Annotated in this window: 11 protein-coding genes; 1 reads left to right on the top strand and 10 read right to left on the bottom strand. The window is 64.8% G+C overall.

The annotated features are described in order from the left end of the window. Positions 1–108: 108 nt before the first annotated feature. The 8 genes from ACIPSA_RS45320 to ACIPSA_RS45355 all read right to left on the bottom strand — a co-directional run bounded on the left by ACIPSA_RS45320 (position 109) and on the right by ACIPSA_RS45355 (position 11,536). Complete coding sequence (locus tag ACIPSA_RS45320; protein WP_402646588.1) at positions 109–2,109, bottom strand: protease pro-enzyme activation domain-containing protein; 2,001 nt, start codon at positions 2,107–2,109, stop codon at positions 109–111. Beyond that, positions 2,102–3,910, bottom strand: coding sequence for an ABC transporter ATP-binding protein (locus tag ACIPSA_RS45325; RefSeq protein WP_402646591.1), 1,809 nt, complete (start codon positions 3,908–3,910; stop codon positions 2,102–2,104). The genes ACIPSA_RS45320 and ACIPSA_RS45325 overlap by 8 nt, the downstream gene beginning before the upstream one ends. Then, a complete protein-coding gene (locus ACIPSA_RS45330) occupies positions 3,907–5,205 on the bottom strand; it encodes an NB-ARC domain-containing protein (protein WP_402646594.1) in 1,299 nt (432 codons plus the stop codon). Before ACIPSA_RS45330 ends, ACIPSA_RS45325 begins: the two co-directional genes overlap by 4 nt. 326 nt (positions 5,206–5,531) lie before the next feature. Beyond that, complete coding sequence (locus ACIPSA_RS45335) at positions 5,532–6,734, bottom strand: cupin domain-containing protein (RefSeq protein WP_402646597.1); 1,203 nt, start codon at positions 6,732–6,734, stop codon at positions 5,532–5,534. Next, the gene (locus ACIPSA_RS45340; protein WP_402646600.1) at positions 6,724–9,372 is read right to left on the bottom strand and encodes a thiopeptide-type bacteriocin biosynthesis protein; all 2,649 of its coding nucleotides are present in this window, start codon (positions 9,370–9,372) and stop codon (positions 6,724–6,726) included. Before ACIPSA_RS45340 ends, ACIPSA_RS45335 begins: the two co-directional genes overlap by 11 nt. Positions 9,373–9,423: 51 nt before the next feature. Next, positions 9,424–9,570: a hypothetical protein gene (locus ACIPSA_RS45345; RefSeq protein WP_402646603.1), complete on the bottom strand. Its 147-nt coding sequence runs from the start codon at positions 9,568–9,570 to the stop codon at positions 9,424–9,426. A gap of 473 nt (positions 9,571–10,043) precedes the next feature. Beyond that, on the bottom strand, positions 10,044–10,586 hold the full coding sequence (locus ACIPSA_RS45350) for a hypothetical protein (protein WP_402646604.1): 543 nt from the start codon (positions 10,584–10,586) through the stop codon (positions 10,044–10,046). Between the two features lie 150 nt (positions 10,587–10,736). Further along, positions 10,737–11,536, bottom strand: a protein-coding gene (locus ACIPSA_RS45355) for an IS5 family transposase (protein WP_402646708.1) whose coding sequence is annotated in 2 segments (ribosomal slippage) — positions 10,737–11,198 and positions 11,201–11,536 — 798 coding nt in all. Because the reading frame shifts where the segments join, the coding sequence is not laid out codon by codon here. Positions 11,537–11,695: 159 nt separating this feature from the next. Here ACIPSA_RS45355 and ACIPSA_RS45360 point away from each other — a divergent pair. Continuing rightward, positions 11,696–12,205: a hypothetical protein gene (locus ACIPSA_RS45360; RefSeq protein WP_402646605.1), complete on the top strand. Its 510-nt coding sequence runs from the start codon at positions 11,696–11,698 to the stop codon at positions 12,203–12,205. On the opposite strand, the gene ACIPSA_RS45365 is transcribed toward ACIPSA_RS45360, so the two are convergent. Together ACIPSA_RS45365 and ACIPSA_RS45370 are read right to left on the bottom strand one after the other, a co-directional pair. After that, a complete protein-coding gene (locus tag ACIPSA_RS45365; RefSeq protein WP_402646606.1) occupies positions 12,162–12,593 on the bottom strand; it encodes a transposase in 432 nt (143 codons plus the stop codon). The genes ACIPSA_RS45360 and ACIPSA_RS45365 overlap by 44 nt on opposite strands. 979 nt (positions 12,594–13,572) lie before the next feature. After that, the gene (locus ACIPSA_RS45370) at positions 13,573–14,016 is read right to left on the bottom strand and encodes a hypothetical protein (protein ID WP_402646609.1); all 444 of its coding nucleotides are present in this window, start codon (positions 14,014–14,016) and stop codon (positions 13,573–13,575) included. Positions 14,017–14,525: the final 509 nt, after the last annotated feature.

Here is a 14,525-nt window from a genome sequence, read left to right on the forward strand (position 1 = left end):
GTGTCCACTCCCGAGGTTGAGCCTCATCGCCGTACCTGTGCACGTGACGAGGACAGCTATCTCTATGATGACTGCCGCCAGGCTCCGGTGAAAGGTATGTTCCGAGCATTACTTGTACGAGTCGATATAGGCAGGGCCCGGTGAGCCTAGGCCGGTTGCGTTGTCGAATCCCCTAACGGCTGCGAGCTTGGCTGCTCCTTCGCCGTTGCGGCCCGTTGTTAGGAGGAATGTCTTCGTTTCACTCATGGGGTCCTCCGGGTCCCGGTGTCTGTTCATTGCCCAGGCGGTGGGGGCGTTAGGCCCAGCGGGAGTATCGGTCACATCGTTGATCGCCGGTGTGTTGTGGCGGAGGTACAAGGCTGGGTTGGCGAAGCCCAGGGGCTTACCGTCCGTGGACTGCTGGACGAGGGCCTGCATGCCTGCAAAGAGGGGACACGCCAGGCTGGTGCCGCCTGAGCGGCTCTCCTGGTACTTCGTTGCTTTGCTATTCGGGGTAGTCACGGTCTGGCCGATCAGCATGCCGGTTACGGGATCGCCGTCCATGGAGATGTCGGGGACGACGCGCCGGCGCTCGGTGACGTCGGCGCCATCCGGCAGCGTTCGGCTCAGTGTGTCGGGAACAACTGACTGCTGGTACCAGGGCTGTTTGTACATGATGCTGGTTCCGCCACCTGTTCCGCCGGACCAGTCCTTCGGGTATCTGCCAGGAGGTGCTGCTCGCCAGTTCTTGCCGTCGGTGCCCAAAGGGATGCCGTATTGGCCCCATCCGGTCTCATAGCGGTAGCTGCCACCGGCGTCGACCACGAGAGAGGTACCTCCCACGGCAGTGACCAGGGGGTCGGCCGCCGGGTAGTCGACTTGGAGCCGTTGCGAGCCACTGTCGCGGCCGGACTTGGTGGCAGGGTTCTCATAGCCGGCGTCACCGGAGGCCACGTAGAAACCGATGCCTTCGATCGCGCCCTGTTCGAAGACGCTGTGGGAAATGGTCCTTTCCTGCACACCGTAACCGTCGCTGGTCTCGCCCCATGAGCAACTGACTATGTCTGCCAAGTGCAGGTCGACGACCTTCAGCAGGGCCTCGTTGAATGCGTTGGGCGTGCAGTTGCGGGCTCCGAGGTAGACGATGTCGGCTTCGGGGGCCATGGCGTGCACGGCTTGGACATCTTTGGCTTGTTCGCCGTACCACGAGGGGGCGTTACAGGTGTCCTGTTGATCCCAGACGGGACTGTTCACCTCGCGGTACTGGCCAGGGTGCAGCGGCCGCCCGTGGTCTCGTGAGTACCGGGCAAGATCAGTTGCCATGGTGGGCGAACTGTAGGCATTGACGATAGCGATCGTGGCGCCCTTGCCCGTCAGTGTCGGCTTGTTTACCCCGTAGGCGGTGCGTAGTTGTTCGGGTGTGTATCCGCAGGGGGCCCATGGAACGGTGCGTCCGTCTGCGCCAGTCAGCTTGCTGTCGATGTCTGTTCCCGTGGGGCTGCACGGACCGGGCCACCAATGGTTTTTTGCGGGGGGAGCAGTGGTGGCAGATGGGCTGTTCGGCGTGGTGAGGTGATCGAGGCCCGTTACGGTGAGGATCGAGGGGGCCAGATCACGGGGGAGTTTGGGGTTGCCTGCGGGTGCGATTCCGGTCTTCCCGCCGCCGGTATAGTCGTGAAAGGACACGCCGAAGGCTTTCCCTGCCTTGTCGGCGGTGCCAGTGACGGTGATGTAGTGGGCGGTCTCCTCGGTGACCTTCAAATCGTTGGAGCGGGCCCAACTGACCACTGCCTGGGACTGCTTGGCTGACGGTCCGAAACGTGACTGGAACTCAGCTGGTGACAGGTAGTGCTGGTAGAGCGGGTCTTTGGGACTTGAGACGGCCTGTGCGTACTGGGTGGCCGCTTCGGGGTCACGACCAGCGAGCCACATACGTGCTTCGATGCGGGTGTCGTGCGGGGCTATGCCTTGATCGGCGTCGGCCGCCGCCCAGGCGGGCCGGGCGACGGGAAGGTCGAGATCGTTGCCGTCGCCGATCAGACCTCCGGGGCCGAGTACGAGGGTCCCGGTGAGGATGGGCAGCGCGATGGCCGCAGCCAGGCGGGCTCTGTTCCACCAGTGCTCACGCATGTTGCGGCGCCTCCCTGGTCGTGTGCGGGTGTCCGTCGTCGTGGGTGCCGCGACTGAACATGCCGGCATATGTCCCGTTGGCCTCGAGCAGCTGCTTGTGGGTGCCGCGCTCGGCGATCTGGCCCTGCACCAGGACGATGATCTCGTCGGCATGCTGAGTGGTGGAGAGCCGGTGAGCGATGGTGATCACTGTGCGTCCGGCGGAGAGAGTGTCGAGTGCCCGCTGTACGGAGCGTTCGGTCTGATTGTCGAGGGCACTGGTTGCTTCGTCGAGCACCAGGACGGGGGGGTTGCGCAGCAGTGTGCGTGCGATTGCGATGCGTTGGCGTTCGCCGCCCGACATGCGCAGACCGCGCTCTCCTACGATGGTTTGGTATCCGGCGGGCTGGGCCTCGATCAGGTGGTGGATCTGCGCAGCCTTGGCCGCGTCGACAAGTTCTTGGTCGGTGGCATCCGGTTTGGCGAAGCGGAGGTTGTCTGCGATGGATGCGTGAAAGAGGTAAGTCTCTTGTGCCACGACACCGATGCTTCGGGTGAGGGTGTCGAAGCTCAGGTCACGCAGGTCCACTCCGTCGAGGGTGATCCGGCCGGCGGTCACGTCGTAGAGCCTTGCGATCAGGTAGCCGATGGTGGTCTTGCCTGCTCCGGTCTCCCCAACCACTGCAAGGCTGTGCCCGGCCGGTACATCGATGTTGATCCCGCTCAGCGTGGTGTCGGCGTCGGCATAGGCGAAGTCGACGCTCTCGAACCGTACGTGCCCTTGGACTTGGGGCAGAGCGACCGGTACGTCCGGCTCGGTGATGGCTATCGGCAGGTCCAGGTATTCAAAGATGCGCTCGAAGAGCGCGATGGATCCCTGCAGGGCAACGCCGATGCCGAGCAGCGACAGGGTCGGATTGAAGAGCCCTTGCTGCAGGGACACATAGGCGATGAGTGTGCCAAGCGAGATGGCGGCATGCCCGTTCGCTGCGGTCATGCCGCTCGACCAGTAGATCACTACCGGCATGAGCGCCATGATTGTTTGGATCACCGACTGACGCCATCGGCCTGCCATGTTGGACTGGATGTGCAGGTCGCTGAGTTCCTTCGACTCGACGGCGAATGCAGCCGAGAGTTCCTGGGATCGGCCCATGGTATGGCTCAGGAGTACGCCGCTCACAGAGAGGCGTTCTTCCACCATCGACGACATCGAGGCCATCTGCCGTTGCCGTCGGCGGGTGAATCGTCGGCGCATCTCACCGACACGGCGGCTGATCAGCACGAACAGGGGAAGAACCGAGATCGAGACGAGAGCCAGGCGCCAGTCCATGATAAAGAGGGCTATGACGCTGGCGATGACGGTCGTGGCACTGGATACCAGGGAGCTCACTGTCGAAGTGACAGTTGCCTGCATGGCGCCGATGTCGTTGGCGATGCGGGACTGTACCTCGCCGGTCCGCGTCTTGGTGAAAAACTCGAGCGGTTGTTTTTGGAGATGTGTGTAGATGTCTGTCCGTAGGTCATGCATGACTCGCTGTCCGACAGACGTCGAGATGTACGACTCGAGTACAGAGATTGCACTTCCAGTAATGGCGGCGAGGGACATGCCCAAGGACAGCGCCGAGAGTAGGCCGGTGCGCCCCTGTGGCAGCGCGACGTCGAATAGCTCACGGACCATGAGCGGCACCGTCAGGGCGATGAACGTGGCGGCGGCTATGAGAGCCGCGACCATCATGAGACGGCCGCGGTAAGGACGGAAAAGCCGTATTATTCGCCGGAGGTGGACTTTGGGGGGCTCCTGCCCGGAGGGGGAATTCCTCATCGCTCACCCGTCTGGTCTGTCATCTCCTGCGCGTACCACCAGAGAAGTTTGTTGATCCTGTAGGTTCCCGGCATCTCTTCTTCCAGGAGATGGACTTCCAGCAACCATTCAAGTGCCGTCGCAACCTCCTCGGCGGGCATTCGAGAAGCACTCCCTGCTACGGCTATGTCTTCGAACCGAAAAGTCACGGAATTCAGAAAACCGATACTGTCGAACACTCCGGCGATTTCGGCAGGAAGCTCTCGGTACGACCAGGACATGAGGTCCCGGATGCTGGAATGAGGATCTCCGGGCGTTTCGAATGTGTTGAGCGGCAATTTTGCCGCCGAAATTCTGTCGGCTGCGTCGGTCATGCTCATGTAGCGCTGATTGGCGATGCGTTCAGCCATAAGCCGAACAGCGAGTGGACTGCGGTCGCACAGGGCCAGCAGGCTGAGGGCTGCCTCCGGTTCGCGGCGAGTGCTCTGGGCTCCTACGACGGACTCGAAGAGGGCGAGAGCCTCGGCATCACTGAGGTAGTCGACTCGGTAGCGGTGCGCGCCGTCGCGCACCACCAGTCCGGTCATCGCGTTGCGGCTCGTGATGATGACGCGGCATCTGGAGGCGTCGGTCAGGAGTGGGCGGACCTGTTCCACGTCCGCGGCGTTGTCAAGGACGATGAGTGCGTTGCGGTCGGCCAGCACGGCTCGATAGAGGGCGGAGCACTCTTCTAACGAGAGGGGGATACGGTGGTCGGCGATCCCCAGGGCGCGGAGGAATCTCCGCAGGACGGACTCGGGCGAGACGGCAGGACGCGCATCGAAGCCCAGGAGGTCGGCGTACAGAACTCCGTCGGAGAATCGCTCTTTCGAGAGATGAGACCAGCGCAGTGCGATTACGGTCTTCCCCACACCTGGGGCACCGGACAGCACTGCGGTGGAAAACCCATCTCCCGCATCGTTCAGCAGCTGATCCAGCCAACGCAATTCGTCTGTACGCCACAAGAATCCCTTGGGGCCAGGGGGTAGATGAGCCAGGGCCTGCTGTGTGGTGTCATGCTTTGCTGCCGGACTACGTGGCGAGTCACACGGTGAACGCCGCCGGCCGTGAGGCTGCATGTAAACCATGCCGATAAGGTCGACGGTTTCCAGTTCGGTGAGCCCCATCGCCTCGGCGACCCTTTGCAAGGACTGGCGGTATGGACGGCGTGTGGAGCCGCGTTCTATATCCCTGATCGCCCGGACGCTCATTCCGGACTTTTCAGCTAACTGTTCCTGTGTCAACCCCGATACTACGCGCAGATCTCTGACGCTCATTCCAACGTCCCCCATGAATGTGCAATCTACATGAACCCCTCCCCTTGACAAAGCAAAGAATGGGCAAACGCCAGGACGGATGGGTAATTTCACTCATACCGGATGCCGATTCGCTACCCGGCGTGAAGGTCCTGTTACAGGCGCCTACCCTGCACGGACCGAGAAGTGGCCTGCCCCGTCACTCCTGCTGGCATTGCCACTCTTCCGTTCGGTGAAGGGAAGGGTGAGATTCTCAACAAATCTCATTGAGAACCCATGGCATTTGTCGTTTGGCGTGCGAGGAGGGCTCATGATCCGGGTCGGTTCCTGCTGGCGTGGCCCGGGCGTCAGAACTCCAGCAGGCCCTCGCGCAGGAACGTCTGGAGCAGAACGATCCGGCCGGCCTGGTCGAGGCGCCCCGGAAGGTCGCCCGTGGTGATGGTGCCGTCGAACCCGGCCGCGAGCCAGCGGACCTCCTGCTCGACCTGGCGGGGCAGAGTGACCGCCTTGTTATGGAAGGACGCGGTCACCGTGGTCTCCGTCACCGTGACGTGGCACAAGACGCTGGCCCGGCGCCGGACCGGCGTGCTCTCGGTGTAGGCCCGCAGGCGCTCGAGGTCTCCTAGATGTCCGCGCAGCGAAGGCGAGTTGACGGATACCGCCTGGGTCACCGTTTCCTCGATGACACGCTCGCAGGGCAGGCTTTCCTGCAAGATCGCAGCCAGCTGACGGAGCGCCCTGGCAGCGGATCGCTGCAGATTTTCGTCCCGGGCGAATCCGGCCGGGAGCCCGGTGCGGAACCGTACGTCCTCGTCGAAGAGCTTCTCCATGGCCGTCTGGAGCACCGAAGCCCAACGCAGGGAGTGGACGCCGATGGTGAGATGGATGGACGCTTCCTCGTTCGAGGTGGCAGCGTGCACCACACCCCGCGGCAGGTACAGGAAGTCCCCCCGTGTCAGGGTGAGCTCCTCTTCTGGAACGGACTCCCCGTCGAAGGACGGCCCGGTCTTGGGCCGGCCTGCCAGAGGCAGCTCGTAGGGTGCGCCGTACAGACGCCACCGCTTGCTGCCGTGGACCTGAGCGACCAGCACATCATGGGTGTCGTAGTGGGGCTTGAATCCCTGCGCCTTGCCTCCGGGGGTGAGGTAGACGTTGACCTGGAATCCTGCGCTCAGCTCCGCGCCCAGCGCGTGCGTGAGGGCTTGCAGCGGCTCCCAGCGGTCGTCGAGCGAGTTGAGCACGACTGTGGAACCCCGGCGGTAGTGATCGTAGATGGCTTCCAGGGTGTTGGCGCGTCCCTGCGGGCCCCGCTGGGCAACCTGGTCGATGGGCGTCTCCTGACCATCCACCACTACTCGTATCGTCTCGAAGCCCGGGCCGGCCATCATCAGGAGGCGGTCGACGTCGTCCAGTGTGAGCAGCCCGTCGTAGTAGTCCGGGGCGTCGCGCTGGATGTGGAGGGGCTTCTGCTCCCAGTAGTCGTGCAGGAATGCCTTGGGGGTGACCGGATCGATGAGCCGCGCGAGGTCGAAGGCGGAATCAGTGTGCATGTGTCTTCACTCCTGTTGAGTGTCCATCAGATGTTTGGGCCCGCGCGCGGCGTTCAATGACCTTGCGGGCGGCGATGTCGTACGCGAGGCGTTCGAGACGTTGAGTGTCCCAAGCGAAGAGCCGGTTCATGTGCATGTGCAGGGCGGCCCGGAACACACCCTCGTCGGTGGCAGTCTCGCCCTGGAGGCTCCGGCCCAGGTGGCGCAGAGCATCAATACTCTTCTGGCACGGGGTGTGGGTGGCCAGAAATGCTTCGATAGTCGCTCGGCGTGCCCGAAAGAAGTCTCCGTAGCGGCTTCCCAGCCGACCCGCTCCTTGGCGGACGCTGATGCGGCGCCGCAGGACGCCTAGGAGCTGGTCGTCGCTGAAGCCGTCGCCGAAGAATGCACGTGCCCCGTGCAGGAGAGTGGCGACCGCGGTCAGCAGCCGCTCCTCCTCGGAGGGAGCGGAGGACAAAAGCGTTGCGACGCGTTCGCTGTCTGCCCTGAAGAATTCCTCCGCTGCCGCGAGACCCTGGTGCCCCCCGTAGCGGGAGACCTCCGGAACGTACCAATCTGACCGGGCACGGCTGACCAGACCGCTACTCTGCAGTTCACTCCCAAACCCGTCCAGCTCCGCGAGAACTCCCGCGCGGTGCTGTGCATGCGCCGGTCTGATCCGAACCCGCACATGGTGACCGCCTTCGCCGTAACGGACGTAGAACCAAGAGGCGGCCAAACCGCGGCTACGCAGCACCTCGAAGAGGGCCTGCGCACGGACAATGACTTGATCCGCGACAAAGGCGCTGCAGTGGTAGGCAAAGTAGACCCAGTCACCTCCCGACACCGGAGCAGAGGGGACGGCTGACCGTCGCTCAGCCGGCACCCTGTGACGCAGGGGGATACAGACTTCAGCCACGTGGGCGCCTTGCGGACCGGTCACGGCCGGACTCTCCATGTGCGGCAGTTCGGTGAACTCCAGTCGGCCTCGGCGGCCGGCGCGCCGGAGCAGGGCGTTGGCGGACCGTGTCTCCTGCAAGTCGAGCGGCAGCAACCGGTCACCTGTGCCACAGCCGATCCAGCGCCGCTGTGCAATGCCCGGCAACAAGCCCCGCAGGTGCGAGGCGGGATCCCGGTTCTCCAACAGGCGGCGGGTTTCGTCGGAACCCATCTGCCAGTGTTCAGGGCGAACGATGATCCGGCCACACGTCACGCGGGGGAGATGCGACATCCGCGCGAGCCCGCCCCACTTCCAGCCCACGCCGACACTTCCGCTGAGATGGGCCAGCAGCCGGTAGCGCGGGTCGTTTCCCGGAAAGTCCACTGAATGCGTTGAGTTGAGCTCCAACAGCACCCGTCGTCCGGTGGAGCGGTCTCGCAGCACAAACTGACCATCGACGAGACGGATCAGCAGGGAGTCCAGGGCAAGGCTGCCCTGGAAGGCGCTGTCCAGACTGACGGTGTGGCGGTGCAGCGCAGGGCGTTGCAAGACGTTTGCGATGCGGCCGCCAGGGGTGTGCACAAGCTCGGCGACGATGACACCATCATCCTTGTCGCTGCCGAGCCACTGCCGCAGCGCGTGTTCGCGGTCAGGGCGCCCCACGGCGAACCGCGCCAGTGAGGCCAGCGGAGACCGCTGTTGCCCGCTCAGCAACAATGCGTCGAAGGCAGCTTCATGCTTGTCCAGCAAGGCTGCCTGGACCGAACGCGCCACCGCCACCTCGGCTGGCGCATGTCCTGCCAAGTCATAGGGCTGTCCCGTCGCACGCCAGTGATCGTATGCACGCAGCGCAATATCCGGGACTTGCAACTCGGACGAAGCGGTCCGGGCAGTCTCCACTCCGGCTCTGTTCGCGAGCGCCGATGCCGCGGTGAAGGTCTTCTCCAGCAGCCCCTGCACCGGGTCCAGCACCGTACTCAGCGAGACTTCGGCATCTTCGTAGCGGCTTTGGAATTCCAGGCGGAAGTCATAAAGAGGATCAGGCGCAGGGAACAGCGTCTGCAGCCGCCGCAGAGTCAGGTCCAGGTCCTCGACGAGGCGCTGCTCAACACTGGCCTTCGCCACCGAGACGTCGAGGTCGACGTGAAAGCGGGCATTCTCCTTGACCGCCGTCATGCCGGGGAGCGAGCACCGCGCCCACGCACGCGCCAACGATTCCGGCGTGGCACATGCAACGGGCTGAACCCCGCAGGCTGTAGCCATGAGTTCCTCAAGCTCATCCGCGGCGTTGGCCGCGCCTTGCCGGCGAAGCCACTCGATGGCCAGTTCCTGCGGTGGGCGTCCCGGCTGGAGCAACCGCGGAGCTTCCCGCCCAGTTACCGCACTCAGGATGCTCTCGAGCGCGGCCCCGTCCAAACGCACAGCCGCTCGGTGGTCACGGCGGTCCGCCAGCTGCAGGTCTCGCTCCTCGCCGACCTCGGCGAATGCCGTGCCTGCAAGCAAGCCGAACGGGGTGGCACGACCGGCCATGCGTGCCACATAGCGGTCCACCGCTTCTCGCGCCTTGCTCCCCGTGGCGTCAACGAGCTCAGATCCGGCCGCGAGGCCGATCGCCTGCCTGACATAGTCATCAAGCAGGCGATCCGCCCTGAAGCCACGCCGCGACACTTCATCGACGCTCAGACTCGCGACACGGAGCAGAACGACGGTCGGGTGCATGGCGGCGGCTTCCTTCTTGCGTGCTAACTACGACTCACAGAGACGGTTCGACTACCAGTCGCGGTCGTCGACCTTGTCCTCGTTCCAGTGGGTCAGGGAGAAGTCCTTGCCCCCCCTGTCCGCGTCGTTCGGCGTCACGACGCCGGTCGGGTACGTGATTTCGATGCTGGCTGCGTCCAGCGAGTACTCGTCAGCCACGAGTTCTCCCCCTTCGGGTGATGGCCAGCGGGCCAATCCCGCTGACCTGTTGCGTTGTTGATCTTCTGTCAGTGGCGAAGACGGTGCCAGGCAGTCCAACCGGCAAGGTTTGAGCCGGGAGGCAGCGGCACTGCCGGTGCTTTGCCGGTGCGATCTGGAAGAGGGCCTCTCACCAAGGGGGCGGGGGAGGGCGACTGGTCTTACGACGGAGCATCTGCGGCACGCAGTCCCTGCACCCTCCTGACCCACAGGCTCTGACCACCAGACCAAGCGCCCCCTCTGCGGCTTGGAAGCCCCACACGCCTGCTCCCGGCAGCCCATGTTCGCCACACTGCCCTGCCAGGCATCCGGTGGCTTCTCTGTCGGCTGTCCTTTCACCGCGCATGCAAAAGGCGGGGCCCAGATCCTGATGGATCTGGGCCCCGCCTGAGAAGGTGGTTGGGGGCGGGGAGAACGCCCCTGCTGTCAGGTGATCAAGCCTTGGAAGCCGTCTTCGCGTCGACCTCGGCGAAGAACTCGTCGGCCGCCTCCCGGGCCCGCGGCAGATGCGCCAATGGCTCGCCGACGATGCGGCTGGCCAGCTCGGTGGCCAGACTAAAGACATCCTCGCGCAGCTCTGCCTCGGCAAGGATACGGTCGGCCTCCAACTGCACCTTCGACTCGGCGACCAATTCGTCACGTACCTGCTGCCCCTCGGCGCGCAGCTCGGCAATGAGGGCGGCGCCTTCCTCGGTTGCTGCCTGACGGGTCTGCGCAGCCTCGTGCCGAGCGGCGCTCAGCTCAGCCTGGTACTCGGCATAGATACGCATGGACTCTTGGCGAGCCTCCTCCGCCTGCTCAAGACGACCTTCGATCGCGTCCTCGCGCGCAGCCAAGGCCTTCTCAAGGCGGGGTAGCAGGACCTTCGCGAGGATGGCCCATACCGGCAAGAAACAAATTAGTGCAGCTACGAGGTCGAGGATCTTCGGCTCAAGAGGTCCCATGTTCACAATCGTATCAGCGCCCTTCAGGCCCATGGCGGCCGGCTACGTGGCCCTCGCTACACGAAAGGGCATGGCTGGCAGGCAAGTTGACCACATGTACGCAAACACTTGCCGGGCCCAGGCCGAGGGCCTGCAGCTGACCGGTGAGGGTGAGCTGCGCCAGCAGCTGACTAAGAAGTCATCTCATTTGGTGAGTCTGCGGTAGCAGATGAGGGTGCAGGCGATGCTGGTGAAGGCCAGGAAGTGTTCGGCTTTGCGTTCGTAGCGTCGGTGGAGTCGGCGGCATCCGGCGAGCCAGGACGTGGTGCGTTCGATGGTCCAGCGGTGGCGTCCCAGCCTCTTGGAGGACTCGATGCCTTTGCGGGCGATGCGGTGTCGGATGCCGTGCTGGCGTAACCATCGGCGCAGGTGGTTGTAGTCGTAGCCCTTGTCGGCGTGGAGTTTGGCAGGCCGTCGCCGACGTGGTCCGCGCCGGGAGCGGATGGGCGGGATGCCTCGCACGAGCGGTTCGAGGGCCTGGCTGTCGTGCAGGTTGGCGCCCGAGATGCCGATAGAGATGGGCAATCCGGTCCGCTCGGTGATCAAGTGGATCTTCGAGCCGTACTTGCCCCGATCCACCGGATTCGGACCTGTCAGGTCCCCCTTTTCAGGGCTCGCACGTTCACCGAGTCGATCGCGCAGCGAGACCAGTCCAGTTCACCGCGGGAGCCGAGTTCGTCGAGGACCAGGCGATGGAGCTTCGCCCACACCCGGGCTTTCGACCACTCGGTGAAACGCCGATGGGCCGTGGGTCCCGATGGTCCGAACGAGGCGGCCGGCAGCTGCTGCCACGTGCATCCCGACGTGGCCACGAACACGATCGCAGCCAGCACCTCCCGGTCACCGTGCCGGCGCCGGCCGCCTCCCTGAGGCCGACTCGGCGCCTTGGGCACCACTCGCTGGAACAACTCCCACAGCTCATCCGGCACCAGCCGCTCAACGATCCCCACACCTGGAGTCTATCGAACGTCCCAAATGAGATGACCTCTAAGTGGCTGTTGTCTTTCCGATCTTGAGGACGGCGATTTCGCTGGTCGGGCATGGGGTCGGTGATTCCGCGGGAGTGGTGACCTGTCGTTTCGTCGCTTCCTGGGAGGTCGCGGATGCCATCGGTCGTCGGACTGCTGGAACAGCACGAGCTCGCCGCTCGCCGTCGAGTCGACGGGCTGCGTGAGGAGGCCGACCGCATCCAGGCCGAACTCGCCGTGGCCGAGCAGGAATGGCAGGAGTGGACGATCGCCCGCCAGCGGGTCGGTGTGCTGCTGTCCGTGCCGGGTGATGCCGAGACTACGGCCGAGGCTCTGGTACTGCCGACGGCCGCAGCGAAGCAGAAATCGCAGGTGCCGGTATGGCGTGACGGGCTGGCCTGGTCGGCCCTGTCAGTCGACTACCAGCGTATTGTGCATACCCTCGCTGATCGGGTCCGGCTCGGGCAGGGCCCGCTGACCTGCCAGGAGCTGGCCGCAGGGTTCGGCATGGATCTCGTGCCGGCGCGGGTGGAGGCACTGCGGTCGAAGGCGAAGCGGCTGGTGGCCCGCGGCTGGGCGGTCGAACCGGCGCCGGGCCGCTTCACGCTCGCGCAGGGCGTGAGCGGGCCAGACGACGCGTCATGAGTAGGATCATCGACCAGTAGATCATCGCCTCGGCGCTTGTGGTGCGGCGCTCGAAGTCGCGCACCAGGCGGCGGCTTCGCATCAGGTGGGCGAAGAGGCGCACGACGATCCACCGTTTGGGCAGCACCCCGAAGCCGTGCATGTCGTCGCTGCGTTTGACGATCACCAGGACCAGCGTGAGCTTGGCCAGGCAGTATTCGACGAGGCTGCCGGTGTAGCCGCCGTCGGCACAGACCAGGGCCAGCAGGCGGTGGGCGTCGGCGACTTGGTGCAGCAGGACGAGGGCGGCGGCGCGGTCGCCGGTGTCCGCGGCGGTGACCATCACGCCCAGCAACAGGCCGAGGGTGTCGACCACTGCGTGCCGCTTGCGTCGATTATCTTGAGCCATCGCGATGAGGATGAACCTGACCTGGAACGATGCGATGCGGACAGCGTCCTCGACACAGAGGGCTGAAGATTTTTCCGGCTGCGGAGATTGTGTCGTGCGGCGTGTCGCTCGCTCCCGATGGTCAGCTGGGCGATGTTTCGACTATCGCGCTAACGGAATGGTGTCGGAGCCGGCCCGCTACGAGTTCCATCTCGACGAGCGTGCCCACGAGGCCTGTTGTCTTCAACTCGTCGGCCATTGCTCGTGCTTGTGGCTGTGACAGGCCGTGCACCTCTCGAAGAGCGCGAAGGACGGGCACTGCACTCGCTTCGGGCTCTGTCAGCCGGAGCCGGGCGGGTCCGTGTTTTGCCAGGAGGGCCTGTCGGATGCCCTCCGGAGTCGCGTCGCCGCTGTCCTGCTCGCACCAGGCGACGGGGCAGGCCTGGCAGTTCCCCTCGGTTCCCCACCACAGGCGTCCGCGTTCGATGAACTGGCCGGTGTCGAGTGTCAGCACACCGCCGCAGGCCTCGCATCGCGTTGTGATCTTTACGCCCTGGGTTATCACCGTGCTCCTCATCATCGGGCCTTGCCCCGGATAGTGCCGCAACAGCTTCCATTCGTCGATCGCATATCCTCGCCGAGCTCTGGGGCTCAGCAGGGGCCGAATGGCCTGGACCCGGACGGTACGCCGACGCCCCGATGGCAATGATCCACGCGCTACCGGCCAAGACGTGGCGCGTCTGCCGTCGGTAAACGCACCGGAGGCGGACACAGAAACCCGTCTCCGACAGGTCGGTGGCGGCACGGGCGAGGTCGCGCCGCCAGGCATACCCCTGCGACCAGGTGGCTTCCGGCAGCTCGGCAAAGACGTTGCCGTGGTCCAGATCGTCAAAGGCGCTGCCGTATCTTGCACCGGCTCAGCCGGGAGCCCTGACAGGCCAGCTGACTGTGCGCTGGCCTGCGGCGGCTACGGGCATCGAGCCGGGCGTCCGAGCTTGCCCTACGGCATCCACGACACGCCGGCGGACGGCGGGAAGTCGGCGTAGCCCTGGCCCGTCCAGACCGCGCCGGTGACGGTGGTGCCTGGGTCAGCGAGGACCGGCCCGCAGGACTCGTACGAGGCGCCGGGCCGGAAGTGGTCGGTCTTCGCCAGGGAATCGCATGTGCCGAAATCGCCCATGACCAGCAGTTTCCTGGCCTCGGTACCGTCCTTGAGGAGCCCCGTTGGCGGCTCGATGGAGGCGTGGGAGAGATCGGTTGTGCCGACGTTCTTGATGACGGAGCGCACATAGTAGGGCGTGGCCTTGAGCTGGTCCTTGCTCAGTCCGGACAGATCTTTCAAGTCTGCTTGGCTTCCCTTTTCAATGCGGGTGACCGTGACCTGGATGGTGCCTTTCATGTCGGCGCCTTCGTACGTGAGCAGGGCCGGCTGCCCCAGTTTCACCTTGGCACCCCCCTTGAGCGTGCCGTCCGCGTCGGTGCTCGACGTCGGTGACGGTGCCGTGCGCGTGGATGGTGCGGCGCCGCTCGTCTTCGCCCGGGGACTGGGGCTGCCGCCAGAGCCGCACGCCGTAAGGGCGAGGGCAAGACCTATGGAGAGAGCGAAGGGAGCGAAGGCAGTGGTGCGGACCCTGCAAAACATCAATTCCGTCTTCCTGTCGATGACTTGTGAACTCGCTGAAGAGCGGCACCGCTCTGACCTCCATCATCGGTCTTCCGTATTCATCGCGGTGACGCGCACCGCGGGCGCGACATCTTCAGCTTGACCACGTCCCGTTCGGACCGGGAGGACGGTCGCCCGGGCCCCCGTACACGAGGTCGCGGCTTCAACGCTGCGCGGGTTGCGGATCCCCTGCAGGCGCAGCCGGTCGCTGTTCCTCGCCGGTGCTCTCGTTCCAGTGTGCCGGGTAGCCGCAGTCCGCATCGCGCGACGTGATGCCGGGGAAGGGGGTG

The organism is Streptomyces sp. NPDC086549, from assembly GCF_044746205.1.
Taxonomy (GTDB): domain Bacteria; phylum Actinomycetota; class Actinomycetes; order Streptomycetales; family Streptomycetaceae; genus Streptomyces.

What these genes read in the sequence shown, in the direction of transcription:
- ACIPSA_RS45320 (WP_402646588.1), bottom strand. Translation starts at nt 2,109, where the DNA reads ATGCGTGAGCACTGGTGGAACAGAGCCCGCCTGGCTGCGGCCATCGCG.
- ACIPSA_RS45325 (WP_402646591.1), bottom strand. Translation starts at nt 3,910, where the DNA reads ATGAGGAATTCCCCCTCCGGGCAGGAGCCCCCCAAAGTCCACCTCCGG.
- ACIPSA_RS45330 (WP_402646594.1), bottom strand. Translation starts at nt 5,205, where the DNA reads ATGAGCGTCAGAGATCTGCGCGTAGTATCGGGGTTGACACAGGAACAG.
- ACIPSA_RS45335 (WP_402646597.1), bottom strand. Translation starts at nt 6,734, where the DNA reads ATGCACACTGATTCCGCCTTCGACCTCGCGCGGCTCATCGATCCGGTC.
- ACIPSA_RS45340 (WP_402646600.1), bottom strand. Translation starts at nt 9,372, where the DNA reads ATGCACCCGACCGTCGTTCTGCTCCGTGTCGCGAGTCTGAGCGTCGAT.
- ACIPSA_RS45350 (WP_402646604.1), bottom strand. Translation starts at nt 10,586, where the DNA reads ATGGGCCTGAAGGGCGCTGATACGATTGTGAACATGGGACCTCTTGAG.
- ACIPSA_RS45360 (WP_402646605.1), top strand. Translation starts at nt 11,696, where the DNA reads ATGCCATCGGTCGTCGGACTGCTGGAACAGCACGAGCTCGCCGCTCGC.
- ACIPSA_RS45365 (WP_402646606.1), bottom strand. Translation starts at nt 12,593, where the DNA reads ATGGCTCAAGATAATCGACGCAAGCGGCACGCAGTGGTCGACACCCTC.